Origin of the sequence: Metapseudomonas cellulosilytica (genome assembly GCF_049334135.1) — a bacterium.
Lineage (GTDB): Bacteria > Pseudomonadota > Gammaproteobacteria > Pseudomonadales > Pseudomonadaceae > Metapseudomonas.
Genome location: NZ_JBHZGN010000001.1, coordinates 268,137 through 289,759, shown reverse-complemented (window position 1 = coordinate 289,759; position 21,623 = coordinate 268,137). Strand labels below are relative to the sequence as shown.

Genomic DNA, 21,623 nt, shown 5'->3' with positions numbered 1-21,623 from the left:
GTGGGCTTTCCGGCAGCGCATAAGATTGCCGTGCCGACGCTATGAAACTGACGATTCCGCCTTCTGCAGATTCCGTTCAAGTTCATCCAGCGCAGTGGCATTTCGCGCTGCCCAGTCATAGAGCTCGCGCAGTGGCTCGACGAAGGTTTCCCCCAGTGGGGTCAGCGAATACTCGACCCGGGGAGGCACCACATTGAACACCTTGCGATTGACCAGACCGCTGTTTTCCACGTCCCTCAGCGTCTGCGTGAGCATTTTCTTGGATATGCCAGGGAGTGTGCGCTCCAGCTGGCCGGTACGCATTGCGCCATGACTCAACGCGTAGATGACCATAGAGGTCCACTTGCCATTGAGGATGTAGTGGATGCGTCGCTGCGGGCAGTTTTCCCTGAGTACGAATGCGGATTCAGCGAGTTCGGTAGTTGCGTTCATTCCGGTTACCAAAAGGTGCCTATGAAACTGTTTGGTATCTACGGCACCAAAATGTGCCTACTTACATAAAGGTTCATACGTTGATTAGGATTGTATCACCCGGTTGGTGACCTCAACTGAAAGTCGCCAAACGGTCAGCGCAAGACTCCAAACAGGGGCTGACTTGCGAACACGTTCAACCTGATTACGAGATACCACCATGAAAGCAGCTGTCATCCACGCCTTCGGCGGCCCCGAACAACTCCGACTCGAAGACGTTCCCACGCCGGTTCCCGGTCCGGGGGAGGTCCTGGTGAAGGTGCTGGCTGCCGGCATCAACCGCCTGGATCACTACGTGCGTCTCGGCCAGATTGCGCCGCAGCTGGCTTTCCCTCATATCCTCGGTTCCGACGCGGTGGGCGAAGTGGCGGGGCTGGGCGTTGGCGTGACGCGCTTCAGTCTCGGCGAGCGAGTGATCTCGATGCCGGGATACCCGCTCGACCCAGCGGAAGCGCAGGTTCGCCCTGTCACCAACGCGGCCAGCTATGCCATTCCGGGTATCCACGTACCAGGAACTTATGCGCAGTACATCGTCGTGAATGAGCGTTGGCTACTTCGGGACACTACGGGGCTGCCGGTCGAGCAGATCGCTGCGCTGCCGGTTGCCCTGCTCATCGCGATCCGCTCCGTGCAGATCGTGGGCGAAGTGAAGGCGGGTGATCGGGTGCTCATCCATGCGGGGGCATCCAGCACCGGCATCATGAGCATCCAGGTAGCCCGTGCCCTCGGGGCGCGCGTGGCGGTCACTGTGCAGAACGAGTCGTCGGCAGCACTTGCCGCCAGCCTGGGCGCCGAGCTGGTCATCAACAGCAACGAAGAGGACTTCGTCGAAGCGCTTGGCACCTGGACGGAGGGGAAGGGCGTCGATGTCGCGATCGACAATTTGGGTGGCGACGTACTGGCCCGGACCATCACCGCGGTCAGGCCCATGGGGATCATCGTGGCCATGGGGTTCATGGCGGGCAGTGAAGTCACCTTCGACATCAGGAACTTCTTCTTCACCCAGAAGCAGTTGCGCGGAACCCTGGTGGGGGACATCGAAGACTTCGCCGCTTGGCTCGACCCCATCAAGGAAGGCAAGGTCAAGCCGGTGATCGACAGTGTCCTGCCATTGTCCCGTGCGGCAGAAGCGCATGAGCGCATTGCCAGCAATCAGGCGCGCGGCAGCATCGTCCTGCTGCCATGGGAGGAGTGATGGACCTCCATGGAGGCTCCGATACCGAGCGCAGAGGTGGCATCACCGACTTGGCGATGCAACGCCTTGCGGCGCTCGGAATCGGCCTGCCCAAAGCTCCGCAGCCGCTAGGTGCCTACCTGGCGGTTGTGGAGGCCGGGACGACGTTGCATGTATCGATGCAAGGGCCGGTAATCGATGGCAAGCCGGCGCTCACCGGACTACTCGGACGCGCGCTTTCAACCGAAGAGGGCCGTATGGCGGCCAGGCTTTCCGTGCTCAATGCGCTTGCCCAGGTGCACCAATACCTAGGCGGATTCGAGCGCATTCGCCAGGTGGTTCGCCTGGAGGGATACGTGGCTTGTGATGAAGACTTCATGGGGCATCCGCAGGTGCTGGATGGTGCATCCGATCTGCTGGTCAGCATCTTCGAAGGCCGGGCCGGCCATGTGCGTTCGGTGTGCGGGGTTCGCAACCTGCCGGGCAATCTGCCGGTAGCCGTTGCTCTGACCTTCGAGCTCGATCCCGGAATGACCTGTTGAACAAGGAGAAAAGAGGCCTTCGCTGGCCAGCAAGATGGTGGCGGTGATGAATTCGATTTGCGATCGCCAGTCCAGAAACGGCTTGGTCCGTCCGGATCGAAATGGGCTGGGCTCGCTCAGAAGGCGAACGCGTGTGGATGACAAGGGGCAAAGCCCCTTGATATTGAGAATTGGGGGCCAGGGGGATCATCCCTCTGGTCTTTGCTACTCGCAGTTGAAATACCTGCCACGTTCCCGTAGCTCACGGGTAATCAGTGCCTTAGCGAATTGCGGCGTGACCTGCTTGAGCTGCTTCGCCATCGGTCGCTGCCGGGCCTCGGCCTTACGCTTGGCACTTCAGCCCTGGCCTGCTTTCGATCTCGGAAAGTCCACGCAAACGCCGTAGTCTTGCGGCTCGCACTGCTTCCACACCTCCAAAATGTCGGCAGGGATAGCCGTCCTTGCTCGACTTCTGGGTGGCGTTGGAAATGCCCGCCATCACGTCCTGGAACAGCGACAACATCAGCGCCCGCCAGTGCGTTCCGCCCAGTGGTTATCGATCCACGCCTGCGTGCCACTGGCCCCCATGGGACCGGCGCCCAGGCTGTCCAGGCGCACCCGGACAGGCCGATCCGAGCCGTTGTTGGCCTCCATCTCCGTCCATGCCGTGAACACCCGTTGCTGCCCTTGCTTCACCGATGTGCTCTGCTCGCCGAACAGGCGAGCACCGGCCTCGGCCAGCACCGTCCTGCCGTTCGCGAAATACAGCGGATCGGTCAGCCGGCACTCAATCAGCCCCGGGTTATCCGTGATGATTTCCGTGTATAGCGCGCAGCGCGCGTAGGTGTTATGGGTCAGCAGGTAAGTCCCCTCCGGTGCCAACTTCGACTTGGTGCTGGCGAAGCGGGTACCGCCCAGGTTGTTCAGCTCCGATCGCTCCGAGCCGTTGGCGGGTTGGTCTTCTTCGTCTCCAGCAGCAGCGGGTTTCGTTCGGCCTCCGCCGTGATCACCACCTGCGGCCTGCATCACCACGCCACCGTTCAAGCGGCGTTGCGCCGGCGTCAGCGGTTCACCCTTCGCTGCAGCAGATCCCTTGGCCCCAGTGCGTGGCCCCTGCGCAGCCTTACCTTCCCCCTTGCCGGTATCAGACGGGGGAGCGGTCTCCGCCTCCTGGCTGGCCAGCTGCTCCTGCCTGGCTTTTTCATCGGCCTCCGTCTGCATCTGCAGGCGCTTTTTCTTCAGCATCTGCTCGCAGCTGTCATCGTCGGTCTCCTTGCGCTGCAGCGCCGGATCCGCGAAAGCCGTTGTCTCATCGACCTCGTTGGATTTCGGCGCAGACTTGAAAATGACCATGAACCGCTGATGCACACTGCAGTCTCAGCCGGCGACCAACCTACTACGAACTGGTTCTTGCCTGTCGCGAAATGAAAAGTTCTTGTCATCAAATGCGAGGCCGCCCATTAGGCCTTAATAAATACTGAGGGCCTGTAGGAACGGGCGTGCAAAGTTTAAAATTGGATCTTCTCTGCCCTGGTTTTCCTTTTGATTGTGTTGATGGGAAGGCTCTCCATAAAGATTGTCCTCATTCAGTAGTTTTGTGCAATTCGTAGCTTATGGGTGGGTTTTTAAATGAACAGGCTTAAGGTTGCTTCGGTTTTATTGGCTGCGTCGTTAGTTGTTTCGGCTTGCGCGACGATAGTTGACGGAAAAACTCAGTCGGTAACTTTCAATTCTGAGCCGCAAGGTGCTGAAGTGTCCGTGGCTGGTCGAGTAATGGGGACAACCCCTGTTACTGCACAGGTTGATAGAGATAAAAACTTGGCGGTTACTTTCAGTAAGGATGGCTATAAGCAATATACGACGCAGATGGGAACTACCACAAATAGCTACTTCTGGGGAAATATTGTGCTGGGTGGCTTGATCGGCTCAACTGTAGATGCTTCAACCGGCGCAATGTATGAGTATTCGCCGAATCAGTACTTTGTAACCCTCAAGCCCGATGCTCCGCTGGCGGTCACCACGTCCAAGCCGCGTAAAATCAAGGAAATAGTCGTTGGCGCGGGTGCCGAATTGCGCCATGAGCTGGCAACTGGTGGTGGTGAGAATACCAACGCGATTCTTGCTGTCGTTGGTGTCGGCAGTACGGATGCTCCGGCAGCGGTCAAGGCCCTCGCCAAGATGGCGGCAAGCACCAAGAATGATCTCGATTTTGCCGAGTCGATCATCGCAATGTATGAGGTGCGGTGATTGCCGAGGGACGTTTAGGGGCCTGTGTTCCTGGTGATACAGGCTCAGTTCGTGAGAGTTCGGTCGTGCCCAGACCGCGACTGCAATTCCAGCGAAGTCGATAGACCCGTTCCGCCCAGTAGGTGTGTTAACCGCTCCAGTGTCGCTCCAGCCGAGCCAGAGCCGCAGTTTGGCGCTGCGCGGGGGGATGGAGAAGAGGCCGTCGTGGTCGCTGAGTTAGATGTCGACCGGAAAGCGCTGACGCTTCGGAGTGAGGGCGCTGGGGCGAAAGCGAATCAGGAGCTGAGCCGGAAGCCGTCGTTTTCGGCCATCTACTGTCGGCCGAGGGTGACTGCCAGCCGTTCCCGAGGGATAGGAGTGGCTCACCTGGTGGGGTGTTCAAACTGTTCTCCGAATCCGTATTGGCTCGATTTGCCAGGTTGCAACGATATCTTCGCCGTACTCCGCCACCCAGGCCCGATAAGTGAGGTTCCGGCAAGCGCGAACCTGTATGGACCGTTGAGTGTGCGGATTGAGATAGGTCTTCAGTGGTTGAGGCGTCGGGCCTGGTACCGCCCGCCGGGGGCTTCGATCCAGCATCGCGAGCAGCTGTGATCGACTGATGTTGTACTCACGCATCAGTGCATGGACGGCGTAACTGAACTGGCGGTCAACTTCCGAGAGGGCGGGCATGGCATTCTCCTAAAAGCGCTGCCACAGCGGTACGGGACGCCATGGAAGCCAGGGGAGCATGCTGAGCAATCTGAACGGTTCGGGGTTATCCGCGACCGACTACTTGCGGTGTTGGGACGCCATGCTCGGCACTCAGCCGAACTGAACCAAGGTCTGCCGCGCTCATCGATGTACTTGGGCTTGCCAAGAGGCTGGGCCGGACGCAGACGCACGTTTCACCTCGTCAGATTCCGCCATCATCAGCGCGCGCCGTCGTCCCCCCGCCACGCCTCCGCGCTAGATAGGTCGATTTTTCTGCCTCCCTTTGATGCCCTGGAAAGCGGGCAGGGTGGCTGCCTCCCGCACGTAGGCGATAGGGATCGACCCTGCGTATTTCTGCAGCTGCCGCTGTATCTGGAGCAGATCTGCGGCTCTACGGGGCCATGCAGGGGAGGGAGTGGTCCCTTTGATTTTCAGGAGCGCGATCGGGAAAAGGTAATTTCGGGAAATTGGTGGTTTCGCGTTGCTGGAAGCCGCGCCGCACTAGGCTTTGTAGCGGAAAAGGGGACAGATTTGAATGGCACTTACTTAGCCCTTTTGGGATGACCGCTCCGCTGTAGTTCGGCGCGAGCTGATCGGCGTGTGCGGGTCAATAAGGGGTAGGGTTTCGGCCTTTGTTTGAGTGCGCGCGGCTCCATTCGCCCGGCCCGGTTGCCGACGCGTTGCTGAGCCACCAGGAGCAAGAGACCAGTCAGGTTTTCGTGTTGGCTCGCCGCCTCAGCCAATGGCCGCCACGCCAGCCAGAGCTGGAGGCTGTGCTTAAAGCTCAGTTCCCGTGGCAAGCAGTCGGCCAAGGAGGCCGATTGCGCCATGATCAAGCGGATCAGGTTGTGCGCCAGCAGATACACCCAGAGCTCCTTGATGGTCATCGCCGAGGTTTTGCAGCTCAGCATCTCGAGCCCCATCGTGGCCTTGAGATTGCGCAGATCCAGCTCGACGTGCCAGCGGCTTCTAAAGAGGCTCTTCAAGGCGGCCTTGGGGGTTTGGCTGGTACAGCGCAGGGTGGTGACCAGAATCTTCTCACCCACTTTCAACTCCCGAACTTCCAACCGGTCAGGCACTTGCTCGTAAGACGCAACGCTCATCCACGCCGGACGTTTGCGGGGCTTTTCCAAGGCAATCAGGTGGTCCCGTGTGCCCAGACGCTTACCGCGTCGAAAGTCGGTACTGCGGCGGCGCGCGCCATATTGCTCGAACACGCCATCCACGCCGCGGCGTTGCAATTCGCACAGCAGAAAATAGGTGGCGTAGTAGGCGTCGCCCACCAGGACATCACCAGCGTTCAAGGTGTCGAGCATCGACCGCAGCAGGGTCTGCTCATCGCCCCCCTTGCCCCGAAAACGCCCCAGTGCCGCGTTCAGCACCGCACCACTGGACAGGCAGACAATGCCCTCCAGCCGGCAAAGTGGAAAGCCCAGCCCCGCCTTCTGCCCCCGCGATAGCGGATAGGCCGCCTGATTGGCGGCCGTATCCGGCATGGACACCGTCGTCCCATCCACGAGCCGCACCGGTCGACCCATCCATCGCCAGGTCTGGGCGACATAGGTGCTGATCAGCTTGCCGGTGTTTTGGACCAGGGTGGACACCATCTCCAGCGGGAGCCGCTGACGCGCTCGACAGTAGCCCCCGGTATGCGTGCTACAGGGGCTCAGGCCACCGAGCAGTTGCTTGATGGCCAGGTCATTGACGGCCTTCTGGCAGGAACGATCGGCGCTTAATGCCTGGGCCATGAACATCGACAGCGTCTCCGTCGGCGGGAACAGACGCTCGCGATGATCCGGCAGCAAGGACTCGACGCAGTCGAACAACTCGGGGCTGGTCAGCAGATTGAAGAAGGCATAGGCATCGGTATTTGACGCTTGCCGGCGGGCGCGCTGCTGTTGATGAAGGATGGCTTGGCACCTAGGATTCATGTGGGCTGCTCCTTGGGCTCGGTGTGTGTTCGCAACTATCACCGTAGACCAGGAGCAGCCTTTCTTTTTCTAATCAATGAGTTAGCGCTAAGTAAGTGCCATTCGGGACAGATTTATTTTCGCCACTCTAATCCTGCCCATCCAGACAGCTCTAGAGTATGAAATATAAATCTGTCCCCTTTCAGTCCCGTCCCCTTTCAGTCCCTGTCCCCTTTCAGTCCGTCCCCTTTCAGTCCACGCTTGGCTCCCCAGGCTTTCCTGAAGTGCCTCATCGATGCTGCCAGGTTATTCCTCGCAAGAGAGGTGGAGATCAACGAGGTTGGTGCGGCATCAGTTGATGCCGTACTTCTGATCGATCTTGCGTTTTTCCAGTGTGTACTGGGTCATGTCGATCTGGCCGGTCTGAAGGTTGGAGTCGAGTGTGCTCAGCTCCTTCTCGCGCTCACCGCGCAGGTGTTCCTTCGTGGCGTGGTAGTTGATGGCCTCAGCGGCGTCGTGTCCGCTCACCGGATCCCAGAGGATCGAAAGCGGCCAAAGCAACAGGTTCACTACGCCCAGGCCATACTCACGGCCATAGAAGGAACCGCCACCAGGAAGCAGTCCAAGGGCTGCGCCGGTGCCCGGGTTCTTTTCCTGGACGGCCTGGCCACGGGCTTCATACTGCCGCAGCTCGGCTTTCTGGTGAGAATTCAGGCCGGTTGCGCAACCGGTGCATGCTACAGCTAATCCAGCGGCCAGGATCAAACGATGCGCTTTCATGCGCCAACTCCTTGTAGTAATTCGGTACTGCTCTGCGAGCATCTCTATGATATCAATTTGATATCGATCGAAAACAGATCTCTGGCACGTCAAGGACGGGCTTTTTGGTGCTTAAAGGGTGATGTGCATCACATTTTTGCGGGCTCAATGTCGGGGGCTGTTCAGGAAAGGTTCAGCGCCTTATTGAGCATGCCGACGATGTCAGGGCCGTCCTTGCTGATGAACTTGGCGTAGTGCTTGAAGACCATGGCCGTCGAGCTATGGCCCAACTTGTCGGCGATCCACCCGGGTGAGGCCACGCTGCTGCTGAGCGTCTGGCTGGCAAACGTGTGGCGGCATTGGTTGGGGCCGCGGTAGCGCGCCAGGACAGAAGGGCTACACGCCGCGTATTCTTTCCAGCGAGCGCTGCATTGTCACCGGGCTGTTGGTATTGATGGTGGTCCGCTTGCCGTGAGTCATGAAGTCGATTCGGACAACGGAGGGGCCCGTGCCGTCAGTGGGCGCCGCCTTGCAGGTAGTGGCGGACGCGAATTCCCACGCCTGGGGTCTGGAACTGCCGGGCGGCCGCCTCGATCCGCAGTTCGCCACGGGTGACCCGCTGGTGGTGGCGCAGGTGTTCCAGCCAGGACTCGTCGACGAAGCACTCCAGCCACAGGCGCGGGTTCTCGCTGTCTTGCACAAGGGTCCAGGAAATTGCCCCGTTGCGCCGGCGCATGCTGTGCACTTCCGCCATGGCGACCTGGAAATCCGGCGCCTTGGCGGCGTCGATGTCGTATTCCAGGGTGACCATCACCGGGCCGCGTTCCTGGTCCATGCCTTCGGCCAGGATTGGCGCTGGCCAGTGCAATGAGGGTGCCAGGTCCTCCACCGCGGTTACAGGCAGGCGGAAGCGCAGGGCAGCAAGCAGCCCCAGCAACAGCAGGACGCTGGCGCCCAGCAGCGCCACGGAAATGGAGGTGCGGCTGGCGACCAGGCCCCAGAGGGTACCGCCAGCGGCCATGCTGCCGAAGAACACGAGGATATACACGGCGAGGCCACGCGCCCGCACCCAGCCGGGCACCGAGGTCTGCGCCGCTACCTGCAGGCTGGACAGCACGGCGATCCAGGCCGCGCCGCTAACTAGCATCACCGGCACCAGCAGGTACAGGTTGCGTAGCAGCGCCAGGGCGACCAGCACCAGGGCATAGAGTGCGCTGGCCAGCACCACCAGGCGATTGCTACCCAGCCGCTCGCGCAGGTGCGGCAGGAGCATGGCGCCGAACACCGCGCCGACGCCGACGCTGCCTAGCAGCAGACCGAAGTCGGTGGCGCTGCCCTGCAGCTCGCCGCGGACGATCAGCGGCAGCAGCGCCATGCCGGCGCTGGCGCCGAGGAAGAACGCCGCCGCTCGCACCAGCACCGCCTGCAGCGGCCGGGAGCTGCGGCTGTAGCGCCAGCCGGCACGCAGCGCGCCGAAGAGTCGCTCGGCGGGTAGCACGGAAGGGCTGGTTTCGCGTTTCCAGGCCGCCAGCACGGCGATCACCGCGAAGAAGGAGACCGCGTTCAGGGCGAAGGTCAGCCAGGGGCCGAACAGGCTCACCACGACCCCGGCGATGGCAGGGCCGACCGCCCGCGCCAGGTTGACGCCGACGCTGGACAGCGCCACCGCCGCCGGCAGTTCGTCTTTGCCCACCAGTTCCGGCGTCGTCGCGCTCCAGGCCGGCATCATCAGCGCGGTGCCGATGCCCATGCACAGGGTGAGCGCCAACAGCAGCCAGACGGTGGTCAGCCCGAGCAGGGTGAGCGCCGCCAGCAGAGTGGCCACCGCCGCCATCCACAGCTGCACGCCGAGCAAGTAGCGGCGCTTGTCGACGATGTCCGCCAGGGCGCCGGCGGGCAGCGCCAGGAAGAACATCGGTAGGGAACCGGCCACTTGGACCAGCGCCACGTTCAGGGGATTGGCCGAAAGCGAGGTCATCAGCCATCCGGCGCCCACCTCGTGCATCCAGGTGCCGATGTTGGAGGCGATGCTGGCCAGCCACAGCCAACGAAAGAGGACATTGTGCAGTGGGCTCCAGGAGGAGGTGGTGGGTGCGGTCATGGTCAGGGCAAACCTTCGAGCGAGTACACCAGGATCAGGTATAGCCGGTCGACGTCGGGACGCCCGATTGCTGATGAATTCGCCCCTGAAGGGATGGTGTGGCCTATCGTAGCCGGATGGAATCCGGGGGCTCTGGTGGGCAGCTCCCCGGATTTCATCCGGGCTCCAGGGCTCCTCTCACGCCTTTGCAACCACGCTCGTGCGCACTGTGGAGCGCGCCCGCCAGGACATCGGCGTGGCCTTGGGCTTTCGGGCGTCCGTGTCCATTGGCGGACGGACTCTGGGACGATCTGCTGTTTGCCTGTCCGACGCGATCCAAGCGGCAGAAGACGCCCTCAGCAGTCCGCTGGAAAACATCGTGCGCCGCATGCATCGCCCGCTCCACTTGAACTTGGGAAACATCCTTGGGGCGTGATTCATCGGCTCTGCCTGTGACGATCGAAATGCCTCGAGTGGCCGGGTCTCTGTAGATGGGACGGGGGCTACGATTTGCCAACTTGCTCCGAAATGCCCCCTGATAGGGGACCAAAAGCAAGTCTACGTTCTACGAGCGTGGATGTTCCCTCCGTCCAATGGCGCCTGCGGTGACAGTCTTGGACCTGTTTATTATAATTTGATTAACATTCGTCGACTGAAATCAGCAGACACGTTATGGAAAGCAAGACTGCCCGCCTTACCGTTCTCATCGACCCGCACAAGAAGAAGGCGTTCGAAGAACTGTGCGCCGCACAGGACCTGACGCCGTCGCAGGTGGTGCGACAACTGATCCGGGATTACCTGGAGCACCATGGCGTCACCTATGCGACCAAGAGCAAGTTGGCGGCCAACGCCAAGGCCTGAGGCCATGTAAGCATCGGCCGCGACGGGCCGGCGCCTCTGTATTAGTGCGGGGGCGGTGTCGCTTCTTCATCCATCGCCAGCGCGGCCACGAACTCGTCGTGGTAATGCGCCGGTCCAAGGGTGCGCAGGATACCCGTCTTGTCGAGCTTGCTGAGCACCTTGCGGTTCGCTTCGCAGAGCTTCACCACGATCTGCCGCTTGTGCAGCTGCTGAATGACTTCCTCCAGTGTCTGCAAGCCGGTGATGTCCATGAACGGCACCCGTTTCAGGCGAATCACCAGCAGGCGCGGGTCGGTGTGGGTCTGGGCCAGGACGCGCTCGAAGGTTTCCGCCGCACCAAAGAACAACGGTCCTTCGATCGTATACACCAGCACCCCGGGTGGTAGCCGGACCTGGCCATTGGCGCGTAGCTCACTGGCCAACTCCTCCTCGACGACCTGTTGCACCTCGACCGACGAGGCCATGCGCCGCATGAACTGCAGCATGGCGAGGATGACGCCGATGTTCACCGCGATCACCAGGTCGCTGAACACGGTCAGGCAGAAGGTGATGAGCAGGATCGCCACGTCGGCCCGCGGCGCGCGTTGCAGCATGCGCTTGAAGTGTTTCAGTTCGCTCATGTTGTAGGCGACGACGAACAGGATCGCCGCCAGGGCGCAGAGCGGGATGTTCGAGGCCAGCGGTGCCAGGAACAGAATGATCAGTACCAGGGTCAGGGCATGGGTCACGCCGGCCAATGGCCCGGTGGCGCCATTGCGGATATTGGTGGCGGTTCTGGCGATTGCACCGGTGGCGGCGAAGCCGCCGAACAGCGGGACGGCCAGATTGGCGAGGCCCTGACCGATCAGCTCCTGATTGGAGTCGTGCTTGGTTCCCGCCATGCCATCGGCCACCACGGCGGACAGCAACGACTCGATGGCACCGAGCATGGCGATCGCGAACGCCGGGCCAATCAGTTCGATGACGCGTGACAGGGTGATGTCCGGCCAGGCGAACTCAGGCAAGCCCTGGGGAATACCACCGAAGGCGCTGCCGATGGTGGCCACCCCATCGAAGTGGAACAGCGACTGGACCGCCGTGGCGAACACCATCGCCACCAGCGGCCCGGGTATGCGCGTCAGGCCGGGCAGCCTGGGCGCCGCGATGACCAGGGCGAGACTGGTCGTGGCGAGCAATGTGGTGGCGATATGCAGGTCCGGTAGCGCCTGCAGCAGGTGCCACACCTTCTCGTGGAAGTGCCCGCCGCCGACCTTCGGCAGGCCGAAAAAGTCCTGCCACTGCCCGACCCAGATGATCACTCCGATCCCGGCGGTGAAGCCGACGATCACCGGATCGGGAATGAACTTGATGATGGCGCCGAGGCGGGTGACGCCGAGGAGCAGCAGGATGGCGCCGGCCATCATGGTGGCGAGCTGCAGGCCGTCCACGCCGTATTGGGCAGTGATCCCCGCGAGGATCACGATGAAGGCGCCGGTCGGTCCGGCAATCTGCAAACGGCTGCCGCCCAGCAGGGAAACCAGCAAGCCGCCGATGATCGCGGTGTAGATGCCTTGCTCCGGCTTGACCCCGGAGGCGATGGCAAAGGCCATGGCCAGGGGCAGCGCCACGACACCGACGATCACGCCGGACACCAGGTTGCGCACCCAGTGTTCCCGTCCGAACAACCCGGCCTTCCACGCTTCGCGTACTGCAATCATCGCAGGCTCCTCAACTGGTTCATGTGCATAGTATTATCATGCGGTGATAATAGTGAATGCCCCGTGCTGGCGGGTTCGACAGGAAGACCAGCCTCTGCTGAATCAGTGCCAAGGCGCCGAATCAGCCGGGCCCTTGAGTAGAAACGTGCGAGCGCGGACGTAGCGTGGTGATTTGAATGAAGCGAACTGATGTGAAGGCCCGGCATGCCGAAGGCGTATTTTTTGACACCCATGTGATCGTGAACCCGACCAACACCAAAGAGTGGATCGTGTTCTTCAAGAAGAACGCCGGAAGAAGCTTTTTCCTGGTGGATGAGAACGAGGAGGTCGAGTCGTTTGCGCACCTGGACGACTTGATCCACGAACTGCGCGACCTCGGAATCAAGAGCGCAGAAATCCATTTCTAACCCGCCGGTCAATCTGGAGACACTGCCATGTCAGTGAAAGTCGAGCATCTAACCAGTCAGAGTGAAGAGCTATGGACGGTACGCTTCGGTGCCCGCCGGGTGCAGTTTCGCCACGAGTGTTGCGCCAGGACGTTCGCGGCCAAGCTCAAGGAGCGGATCGAGGCGCCTCACAGCTATCCTCTAAGGGTGAGCAACAGCACGGGTTGGCCAAGCCGGTGAGCTGTACGACCAGTCGAAAGATCGACCAATTACGCCGGCAGATCCCGACGTTCGCCTGTGTGCCCGGCTGCCACGATTGCTGCGGGCCGGTGACCGCGTCGTCCGAGGAAATGTCACGACTACCCGCAAAAAGCGACGCCGAGCATGACGCAGCTCTGGCGCACTGGAACTGCGTGCATCTCGGTCCGCAGGGCTGCGAAGTGTACGAGCAGCGCCCGTTGATCTGCCGCCTGTTCGGGACGACTCCGAGCTTGCCATGCCCGCGCGGTCGTGGACCGGAAACTTCGACGGAGGCGCATGTTGAACGCCAGGTGCATGAGCTGATTGCCAGCACCCGCCAAGTGCTCGTTTAGCTGGCCAGCGCGAGGGGCATCGCCAAAAGCAATTTCAAGTAAAAATCCACCTTCGTAGAACGTGGACTTGCCTTTGCCCCCTGGAAGGGGCGGCACCCACCCTACGCACCTTTGCGCCACATCCCAGCACTTGACGCAGACATGGCCAACACCGATGGCTATTGCGTGATGTGCTCTGCCAGAAAGTCGATCAGCGTTCTCACCGACGGTAGCAAGCCCCGGCGGGACGGGAACACGACGTGGACAATACCGCTGCGGGGCACCCACTGCGGAATGATGTCCACCAGCCTCCCCTGTTCCAGGTCCTGATCGACCACCATCAGCGGTAGCTGCACGATGCCCACGCCGCGCAATGCGGCCTGACGCAAACCAGTCATGTCGTCGGTGATGTAGCGGGGCGTGTGTCGTACTTCGGCATTCGCGCCATTCGGGCCTTCCAGGAGCCACACATGATCGCGTGGCGGTCCCCAGTCCAGGCTGGGCAGCTTGCTGAGATCAGCCGGCACCAGCGGCAGGTCAAGGTCTCTCAGGAAGTCCGGACTCGCCACCAGGCGCTGCGGGCTGTCCGCCAGGGTGCGCATCACCAGGCCACTGTCTTCCAAGGGCGGAAAGCGCACACGCAATGCCAGATCCAGTCCTTCGCCGATCACGTCGACCCGTCGGTTGGTCGCGTCCAGATGCACCTGGACCTTCGGGTTCTCGGCCATGAACTGGCTGACCAGGTCGCCGATCCGATAGTGGAGCAGGGTCGTGGGGCAACTCATCCTGACGACGCCCTGAGGCTCGGCACGGTTGCGTTCGATCACCTGACGTGCCGCCTCGGCCTCCACCAGCATAGCCACGCAGTGCCGGTAATATTCCTGGCCCGTTTCGGTCACGGAGAAATGCCGGGTGGAGCGCTGTAGCAGGCGTACGCCCAGATGCTCTTCCAGCGTGGAGATCCGCCGGCTGAGCTTGGACTTGGGGGTGTTCAAGGCACGACCGGCCGGTGCAAAGCCGCCGTGTTCGACTACTTGGGCGAAGTAGTAGAGGTCGTTGAGGTCGTCCACGATCGTTCACCAAATAGAACTGTGCGGGCAATTTAGCAGTTCCAGTGCCTCTAGCGTTGCGATTCCATGGTGTCCGGCTATCGCTCGGACGACGCCACCGACCACCGCGGCGGCGCCGTGTCCGAGCTGCACTCACGACGCTCTTGAACCGATTCTCAACAGTCCAGCGGATTGCGTTTTTCAGGATCGATACCGAACTTGGCGATGGCCTGGGCCACGACCTTGGGTTCGATCTCGCCGCGGTCGGCCAGGGCTTCCAGGGTTGCCAGGACCACCCAGTAACGGTCCACTTCGAAGAAGTGGCGCAGTTTCTTGCGGGTGTCGCTGCGGCCGAAGCCGTCGGTGCCGAGGACCTTGTATTCCTTGCTCGGTACCCACTGGCGGATCTGGTCGGCGAACAGCTTCATGTAGTCGGTGGAGGCCACGACCGGGCCCTTGCGGCCGGCCAGGCACTGCTCGACGTAGGTCTGCTGCGGCTTCTGCTCCGGGTGCAGGCGGTTGTGACGCTCGACGGCCAGACCTTCACGGCGCAGTTCGTTGAAGCTGGTGACGCTCCAGACGTCGGCCGCGACGTTGAACTCATCGCGCAGGATCTTCGCCGCCTCGCGGACTTCGCGCAGGATGGTGCCCGAGCCCAGCAGCTGCACGTGGTGCGCCGCGTCTTTCTTGTCTTCTTCGAGCAGGTACATGCCCTTGATGATGCCTTCCTCGGCGCCTGCCGGCAGCGCGGGTTGCTGGTAGGCCTCGTTCATCACGGTGATGTAGTAGAAGACGTGTTGCTGTTCTTCGATCATCTGGCGGATGCCTTCGCGGATGATCACTGCCAGCTCGTAGCCGTAGGTGGGGTCGTAACTGCGGCAGTTCGGGATCACTGAGGCGAGGATATGGCTGTGGCCATCCTCGTGCTGCAGGCCTTCACCGTTCAGCGTGGTCCGACCGGAGGTGCCGCCGACCAGGAAGCCGCGGGCGCGGCTGTCACCGGCCGCCCAGGCCAGATCGCCGACGCGTTGCAGGCCGAACATCGAATAGAAGATGTAGAACGGCAGCATCGGCTGGTTGTGGTTGCTGTAGGAGGTGCCGGCGGCGATGAAGGAGGACATGGCACCCGCTTCGTTGATGCCTTCCTCGAGGATCTGGCCCTTCTTGTCCTCGCGGTAGAACATCACCTGGTCCTTGTCGACGGGCTCGTAGAGCTGGCCGACCGAGGAGTAGATGCCCAACTGGCGGAACATGCCTTCCATACCAAAGGTGCGGGCTTCGTCCGGGATGATCGGGACGATGCGCTGGCCGAGTTCCTTGTCCTTGACCAGCTGCGCGAGGATGCGCACGAAAGCCATGGTGGTGGAAATCTCGCGATCACCGCTGCCATCGAGGATGGCTTTCAGGGTGTCCAGCGGCGGGGTGGGGATGCTGAAACTGTTGGCGCGGCGCTTCGGCATGAAACCGCCCAGGGCGGCGCGGCGTGCCTGTAGGTACTTGAACTCGGGGCTGTCCTCGGCGAAGCGCACGAAGGGCAGTTGTTCCAGGTCGGTGTCGTTGACCGGGATATCGAAGCGGTCGCGGAATAGCTTCAGGCTTTCGACGTCGACCTTCTTGACGTTATGGGCGATGTTCTTCGCTTCGCCGGCACCGGTGCCATAGCCTTTAACGGTCTTGGCCAGGATGACAGTGGGCTGGCCCTGGTGGTTGACCGCCTGGTGATAAGCGGCATAGAGCTTGTAAGGGTCGTGGCCACCACGGTTGAGTCTCCAGATCTCATCGTCGGACAGGTCCTTGACCATCTCCTTGAGTTCCGGGGTGTTGAAGAAGTTTTCGCGGACGTACGCGCCGTCTTTCGCCTTGTAGTTCTGGTACTCGCCGTCGACGACTTCGTCCATGCGGCGCTGCAGGGCGCCGTTGGTATCCTTGGCGAACAGCGGGTCCCAGAAGCGGCCCCAGACCACCTTGTTGACGTTCCACTGGGCACCGCGGAAGACGCCTTCCAGTTCCTGGATGATCTTGCCGTTGCCCCGCACCGGGCCGTCCAGGCGCTGCAGGTTGCAGTTGATGACGAAGATCAGGTTATCCAGCTTCTCGCGACCGGCCAGGGAGATGGCGCCCAGCGCCTCGGGCTCGTCGCACTCCCCATCACCGAGGAAACACCAGACCCGCTGCTTGCCGGCGGGGATGAAGCCGCGGCTTTCCAGGTACTTCATGAAGCGCGCCTGGTAGATCGCCTGGATCGGACCGAGGCCCATGGACACGGTGGGGAACTGCCAGAAGTCCGGCATCAGCCAGGGGTGCGGGTAGGAGGACAGGCCCTTGCCGTCCACCTCCTGGCGGAAGTCATTCAACTGCGCTTCGCTGATGCGGCCTTCGAGGAAGGCGCGGGCGTAGATGCCGGGGGCGATCGGCCCCTGGATGAAGATCAGGTCGCCGCCGTGTTCATCGGTGGGGGCCTGGAAGAAATAGTTGAAACCCACATCGTAAAGGGTGGCCGAGGAGGCGAAGGTCGAGATGTGGCCGCCCAGGTCCGGATCCAGCCGGTTGGCACGCATCACCATGGCCACCGCGTTCCAGCGGATCAGCGAGCGGATGCGGCGTTCCATGAACAGGTCGCCGGTCATGCGCGCTTCGTGGGTCACCGGAATGGTGTTGCGGTACGGCGTGGTGATGGCGTAGGGCAGTTCGGTGCCGCTGCGGGTAGCCAGCTCACCCAGCCGCGTCAGCAGGTAGTGCGCGCGGTCTTCGCCTTCCTGGTCGAGTACGGACTCCAGGGAGTCCAGCCATTCTTGGGTTTCGACGGGATCGAGGTCTTGCATGACGAGCTCCACATGTTTGGCCCCACTGACGCAGGGCTGATGCCATCGTCTGTGCCCGAATCTGATCGAGCACCTTTAAGCCGGCGACTGAGGGACTACGTTTTTACCACCGATGTGGGAGCGTTCAGTGTTCAGAAAATAGAACTCTGAGGGCGAATCAATGGGGCTACCGAGGCCATCGTTGCGGAGATAACGTTGCTGCCATTGGCTTCAGGAGGTCGGCGATGAAGAAGATCCTCGGCGTATACACCAGTCCTCGGCCCCATTGGGTGGGTGACGGCTTCCCGGTTCGCACGCTGTTTTCCTACGACAGTATGGGCAAGCATGTGAGTCCCTTCCTGCTGCTCGATTTTGCGGGCCCCCACGATTTCCCGGCTACCTCCCAGCGCCGGGGTGTAGGTCAACATCCGCACCGCGGCTTCGAGACGGTGACCATCGTCTACCAGGGCGAACTTGCGCACCGCGATTCCACCGGTGCCGGCGGGCTGATCGGCCCCGGCGACGTGCAGTGGATGACGGCAGCCTCGGGCATCCTCCACGAAGAATTCCATTCCGAGTCCTTCGCCCGCAGCGGCGGCACCCTGGAAATGGTCCAGCTCTGGGTGAACCTGCCGGCCCGAGACAAGATGTCGGCACCGCGCTATCAGACCATCCTTGACCAATCGATTCCGGCTATTTCCCTTGCCGGCGGCGCCGGGACACTGCGGGTGATCGCCGGGGAATTCGAGGGTCGCCGAGGGCCGGCACAGACCTTCACACCGATCGATGTCTGGGACCTGCGGCTCAAGCGCGAAAAGCCGGTACCGTTGCCGCTGATCGAGGGGCGCACTTCTGCCCTGGTGGTGCTGCGCGGCACGGTGCAGGTGAATGGTTCCCAGGCGGTCCGTGAGGCGCAGACCGTGCTTTTCGATCGGGCAGGCGACGAGGTTCTGCTGGAGGCCAACGATGAGGCCGTGGTGCTGGTGCTCTCCGGCGAGCCCATCGATGAACCCATCATTGGCTACGGCCCTTTCGTGATGAACAGCGAAGCCGAGATACGCCAGGCAGTCGAGGACTTCCAGGCCGGCCGTTTCGGCCAGATGAGCGACTGACGGTCAGATTTCAGGCCGGGTCATTGCCTAGTCTGAATATTCCCCACTGTGGATTTGTGGGCCCGCGGTTCGACCGCCATGGCCAGGATGGCGTGTTCCCGAAAAAGAGGAGAGGACTATGAGCAGATTTGCCCAAGTCGCCAATTTCAACGGCAAGACTCCCACTAGTGACCGCGATGATGCAGCGATGCTGTTGATCGAGAGCGACAGGAAGGCCCGGCAGGTCGCCAAGGACAACGAAGTGCCGGATTCGCAACGCCAGTGATCCCCTGACTCGACCCACAAGGGCGAGTTCTCAACCGAAGCAAGGAGACTCACCATGTCTTTCCAATACAAGCGCCTGGACAAGAACGATGCCGCCGTACTGCTGGTCGACCACCAGGCCGGCCTGCTTTCGCTGGTGCGGGATATCGAACCCGACAAGTTCAAGAACAACGTGCTGGCCCTGGGTGCCCTGGCCAAGTACTTCAAGCTGCCGACCATCCTCACCACCAGCTTCGAAACCGGCCCCAACGGCCCGCTGGTGCCGGAGCTGAAGGAGCAGTTTCCCAACGCCCCCTACATTGCCCGCCCCGGCAACATCAACGCCTGGGACAACGAAGACTTCGTCAAGGCCGTGAAGGCCACCGGCAAGAAGCAACTGATCATCGCCGGCGTGGTGACCGAGGTCTGCGTGGCCTTCCCGGCACTTTCCGCGCTAGCGGAAGGCTACGACGTTTTCGTTGTTGCCGACGCTTCCGGGACCTTCAACGAAGTCACCCGTGACGCCGCCTGGCGCCGCATGGAGGCCGCCGGCGCCCAGCTGATGACCTGGTTCGGCGTGGCCTGCGAGCTGCACCGCGACTGGCGCAACGACATCGAAGGCCTGGCTGCGCTGTTCTCCAACCACATCCCCGATTACCGCAACCTCATCACCGCCTTCAACACCCTGACCGCGGGCAAGTAACCCTCAACCCCGATAGCCATGCCTCAGGGCATGGCTACCGGGCCTGCCACTTTTCCCATCCACAATGTACTGATCGGTGAGATCGTCATCACCAGCCAACTCATCGAGTGAGGAGAGCGGATATGGCCGATGCACCCCAGATCAAGGTATTGGGTATCTCCGGCAGTTTGCGGCGCGGCTCCTTCAATACCGCGGCGCTACGAGAGGCCACGCGCCTGGCGCCAGCGGGCATGGTCATCGAGCTCGCCGACATCAGCGAGATCCCGCTCTATAACGAAGATATCTACGCCCAGGGCTTTCCCCCCTCGGTCGAGCGCTTGCGCGAACAGATTCGCGCAGCCGATGCACTGCTGATCGCCACGCCGGAATACAACTATTCGGTATCAGGGGTGCTGAAGAACACCATCGACTGGGTTTCGCGTCCGCCCGAGCAACCCTTCGCCGGCAAGCCTGTCGCCCTGATGGGGGCCAGTGCCGGCCGCTTCGGCACAGCGAGGGCCCAGTACCACTTGCGCCAAAGCATGGTCTTCCTGGACATGCGGCCGCTGAACCGGCCCGAGATGATGATCGCCACCGCCCAGAAGCTGTTCGATGAACAGGGGAACCTGACCGACGAGGCGACCCGCGAGTACCTCCGTGGCCTGCTCGTGGCGCTGCATGAGTGGACCCTGAGTCACCGGAACTGAGCGGCGCCGGAGGATGGAGACCAAGCGATGAGTACCCACGAAACCCGATGCGAGCTGTCCTCTTCCTATGCCCAGCGTGACTGGGAGGAGGGGAGCGCCAGGTTCGCTGAGGTGAGCGGATTCGATGGGCCGCGCCTGGTTGCACCTGCGCTGCCCTGGCGCGTGTCGTAGCGGGGTGGCAGGCATGGGCACGTTCGATCAGGCAACTACCGTCCGAGGTCGCAAGATGATGACAGTCGTGGGCGAGCGCTATTTCTTACTGTTCCCGTTAGGCTTGAGCCTGCTGATGCCGCTGCCGGCCGAAGCCGACAACGCTCTGGGGCAGCGGGACACTATCTTCACCGGCGTCAACGACCGGCAGGCCGTCGAGCTGGGCATTCCGGCTGGGTTGGTCGAGGGGGCCCGACTCGATGGCTTGCTGAGGAACTATTACTTTCATCGTGACAATCACTCCGACCTGGTTCGCCGGGACCCAGAAGAGTGGGCGCAGGGTTTTCTGCTCTCGTTCCGTTCCGGATTCACCGACACCCCTATTGGCGTTGGCGTCGATGCACATGCCTTCCTTGGCCTGAAGCTGGACGGCGGGGGCGGCAGCGGTGGGGCAGGGCTGTTGCCGCTGGACTCATCCGGCAAGCCCGCTGATGACTTCTCCAGTGCGGGCGCCGCGGTCAAGTTCAGGTATCTCGATACCCTGCTCAAGGCGGGTGACCAACTGGTGGAAAACCCTCTGGTGGCAAGCGGCACGAGCCGGCTGTTTCCGCAAAGCTACCGAGGCGTGACGCTGAAGAACCACGGCCTGCAGGACCTCTGGCTGGACGGGGGTTTCCTGGAATCGACCCGGCTGCGCAACCAGAGTGGGCACAGCCACCTGGTCACCGCATACGGCGCGGGTAACAAGGCCGGCGTAGCGGCGGATCGGGAGAGCCCCCACATCGGCTGGCTGGGGGGCACCTACAGCCACCCGGAAGGCTTGCAGCTATCGCTTTACGGTGGCCAGCTCACCGATATCTGGAATCAGTACTACCTGAGCGTATCGGATGCCTTTCAAGCGGGCACATGGCTGGTGCTCAAGCCTTATCTGCACTACTTCAAGACCCGTGATCAAGGAGAAAGCCAGCTGGGCCGGATCGATAATGACACCTACAGCGGTGGGATCGCCGCGACGGCCTACGGCCAGACCTTGACCCTGGGACTGCAAAAGGTCGACGGCAGAACCCCCTTCGACTACCTCACACAGGACGACCGGATCTACCTCTATCTCGGCAACTCCCAACAGTTCGCGGACTTCAATGGCCCCGGTGAGAAGTCCTGGCGCTTGCAATACGAAACCAGCCTGGCCTTCCTCGATGCACCCACTCTGCAACTCACCGCCGCCTATACGCGAGGCGAGGCGGATCTGACTCGTGTGGACCCCAACAGCGTTGGCTACGGCTACATTTTCAATTCAGATGGGAAAAACGCGAAGCACTGGGAGCGCGATATCGCCATCAAATACCTGGTGCCCGCCGGGCCGGCGAAGGACCTGTCGCTGACACTGCGCTGGGCTACCCATCGGGAGGGCGACGGTTACACCGCGCCGGGCAATACCCGCGGCAATACCAGCGCCGATGAATACCGCTTGATCGTGGACTACCCGATCAGTCTGCTCTAAGGCCCTG

20 protein-coding genes are annotated in these 21,623 nt (G+C 61.7%); 11 read left to right on the top strand and 9 right to left on the bottom strand.

Translation table 11 applies throughout. The features are described 5' to 3' along the window. Positions 1–39: 39 nt before the first annotated feature. On the bottom strand, positions 40–432 hold the full coding sequence (locus ACFW0H_RS01435) for a winged helix-turn-helix transcriptional regulator (protein WP_422912110.1): 393 nt from the start codon (positions 430–432) through the stop codon (positions 40–42). Positions 433–631: 199 nt separating this feature from the next. On the opposite strand from ACFW0H_RS01435, the gene ACFW0H_RS01430 reads away from it, so the two are divergent. Continuing rightward, complete coding sequence (locus ACFW0H_RS01430; protein ID WP_422912109.1) at positions 632–1,666, top strand: quinone oxidoreductase family protein; 1,035 nt, start codon at positions 632–634, stop codon at positions 1,664–1,666. After that, positions 1,666–2,187: a RidA family protein gene (locus ACFW0H_RS01425; protein ID WP_422912108.1), complete on the top strand. Its 522-nt coding sequence runs from the start codon at positions 1,666–1,668 to the stop codon at positions 2,185–2,187. The genes ACFW0H_RS01430 and ACFW0H_RS01425 overlap by 1 nt, the downstream gene beginning before the upstream one ends. Before the next feature lie 501 nt (positions 2,188–2,688). Here ACFW0H_RS01425 and ACFW0H_RS01420 read toward each other — a convergent pair. Next, entirely contained in the window at positions 2,689–3,519 is an 831-nt protein-coding gene (locus tag ACFW0H_RS01420; RefSeq protein WP_422912107.1) for a TraB/TrbI/VirB10 family type IV secretion system protein, read from the bottom strand. 276 nt (positions 3,520–3,795) lie between these two features. Here ACFW0H_RS01420 and ACFW0H_RS01415 point away from each other — a divergent pair, with 276 nt between their 5' ends. Beyond that, a complete protein-coding gene (locus ACFW0H_RS01415; protein ID WP_422912106.1) occupies positions 3,796–4,413 on the top strand; it encodes a PEGA domain-containing protein in 618 nt (205 codons plus the stop codon). A 1,235-nt stretch (positions 4,414–5,648) separates the two neighbouring features. Here the strand turns inward: ACFW0H_RS01415 and ACFW0H_RS01410 are convergent. The 4 genes from ACFW0H_RS01410 to ACFW0H_RS01395 all read right to left on the bottom strand — a co-directional run bounded on the left by ACFW0H_RS01410 (position 5,649) and on the right by ACFW0H_RS01395 (position 9,876). After that, the gene (locus tag ACFW0H_RS01410) at positions 5,649–7,037 is read right to left on the bottom strand and encodes an IS4 family transposase (protein ID WP_422912105.1); all 1,389 of its coding nucleotides are present in this window, start codon (positions 7,035–7,037) and stop codon (positions 5,649–5,651) included. A gap of 330 nt (positions 7,038–7,367) precedes the next feature. Further along, positions 7,368–7,796 (bottom strand): hypothetical protein, encoded by a 429-nt coding sequence (locus tag ACFW0H_RS01405; RefSeq protein ID WP_422912104.1) that lies wholly within the window; start codon positions 7,794–7,796, stop codon positions 7,368–7,370. A gap of 161 nt (positions 7,797–7,957) precedes the next feature. Beyond that, positions 7,958–8,095 carry a hypothetical protein gene (locus tag ACFW0H_RS01400; protein ID WP_422912103.1) on the bottom strand — a complete coding sequence of 46 codons (138 nt, stop codon included), beginning with the start codon at positions 8,093–8,095 and terminating at the stop codon, positions 7,958–7,960. Positions 8,096–8,289: 194 nt separating this feature from the next. Further along, the gene (locus ACFW0H_RS01395) at positions 8,290–9,876 is read right to left on the bottom strand and encodes an MFS transporter (protein ID WP_422912102.1); all 1,587 of its coding nucleotides are present in this window, start codon (positions 9,874–9,876) and stop codon (positions 8,290–8,292) included. Between the two features lie 651 nt (positions 9,877–10,527). On the opposite strand from ACFW0H_RS01395, the gene ACFW0H_RS01390 reads away from it, so the two are divergent. Further along, positions 10,528–10,716 (top strand): ribbon-helix-helix protein, CopG family, encoded by a 189-nt coding sequence (locus ACFW0H_RS01390; protein WP_422912101.1) that lies wholly within the window; start codon positions 10,528–10,530, stop codon positions 10,714–10,716. A 41-nt stretch (positions 10,717–10,757) separates the two neighbouring features. On the opposite strand, the gene ACFW0H_RS01385 is transcribed toward ACFW0H_RS01390, so the two are convergent. Continuing rightward, a complete protein-coding gene (locus tag ACFW0H_RS01385; RefSeq protein ID WP_422912100.1) occupies positions 10,758–12,413 on the bottom strand; it encodes a SulP family inorganic anion transporter in 1,656 nt (551 codons plus the stop codon). A gap of 176 nt (positions 12,414–12,589) precedes the next feature. Between ACFW0H_RS01385 and ACFW0H_RS01380 the strand changes: the two genes are divergently transcribed. Together ACFW0H_RS01380 and ACFW0H_RS01375 are read left to right on the top strand one after the other, a co-directional pair. After that, positions 12,590–12,820 (top strand): hypothetical protein, encoded by a 231-nt coding sequence (locus tag ACFW0H_RS01380; RefSeq protein ID WP_422912099.1) that lies wholly within the window; start codon positions 12,590–12,592, stop codon positions 12,818–12,820. Positions 12,821–13,035: 215 nt separating this feature from the next. Continuing rightward, positions 13,036–13,392, top strand: coding sequence for a YkgJ family cysteine cluster protein (locus ACFW0H_RS01375; RefSeq protein ID WP_422912267.1), 357 nt, complete (start codon positions 13,036–13,038; stop codon positions 13,390–13,392). Positions 13,393–13,550: 158 nt separating this feature from the next. Here the strand turns inward: ACFW0H_RS01375 and ACFW0H_RS01370 are convergent, their stop codons facing one another. Both ACFW0H_RS01370 and aceE read right to left on the bottom strand, forming a co-directional pair. Further along, complete coding sequence (locus tag ACFW0H_RS01370) at positions 13,551–14,444, bottom strand: LysR family transcriptional regulator (RefSeq protein WP_422912266.1); 894 nt, start codon at positions 14,442–14,444, stop codon at positions 13,551–13,553. A gap of 152 nt (positions 14,445–14,596) precedes the next feature. Continuing rightward, positions 14,597–17,242 carry a pyruvate dehydrogenase (acetyl-transferring), homodimeric type gene (aceE, locus tag ACFW0H_RS01365; protein WP_422912098.1) on the bottom strand — a complete coding sequence of 882 codons (2,646 nt, stop codon included), beginning with the start codon at positions 17,240–17,242 and terminating at the stop codon, positions 14,597–14,599. 224 nt (positions 17,243–17,466) lie between these two features. On the opposite strand from aceE, the gene ACFW0H_RS01360 reads away from it, so the two are divergent. The 5 genes from ACFW0H_RS01360 to ACFW0H_RS01340 all read left to right on the top strand — a co-directional run bounded on the left by ACFW0H_RS01360 (position 17,467) and on the right by ACFW0H_RS01340 (position 21,616). Next, positions 17,467–18,333, top strand: a complete 867-nt coding sequence (locus ACFW0H_RS01360; protein WP_422912097.1) for a pirin family protein — start codon at positions 17,467–17,469, stop codon at positions 18,331–18,333. Positions 18,334–18,451: 118 nt separating this feature from the next. Continuing rightward, a complete protein-coding gene (locus tag ACFW0H_RS01355; protein ID WP_422912096.1) occupies positions 18,452–18,598 on the top strand; it encodes a hypothetical protein in 147 nt (48 codons plus the stop codon). Between the two features lie 54 nt (positions 18,599–18,652). After that, complete coding sequence (gene ycaC / locus ACFW0H_RS01350) at positions 18,653–19,279, top strand: isochorismate family cysteine hydrolase YcaC (protein ID WP_422912095.1); 627 nt, start codon at positions 18,653–18,655, stop codon at positions 19,277–19,279. A 122-nt stretch (positions 19,280–19,401) separates the two neighbouring features. Further along, positions 19,402–19,965, top strand: a complete 564-nt coding sequence (locus tag ACFW0H_RS01345; RefSeq protein ID WP_422912094.1) for an NADPH-dependent FMN reductase — start codon at positions 19,402–19,404, stop codon at positions 19,963–19,965. Between the two features lie 286 nt (positions 19,966–20,251). Continuing rightward, positions 20,252–21,616, top strand: coding sequence for an OprD family outer membrane porin (locus tag ACFW0H_RS01340; RefSeq protein ID WP_422912265.1), 1,365 nt, complete (start codon positions 20,252–20,254; stop codon positions 21,614–21,616). Positions 21,617–21,623: the final 7 nt, after the last annotated feature.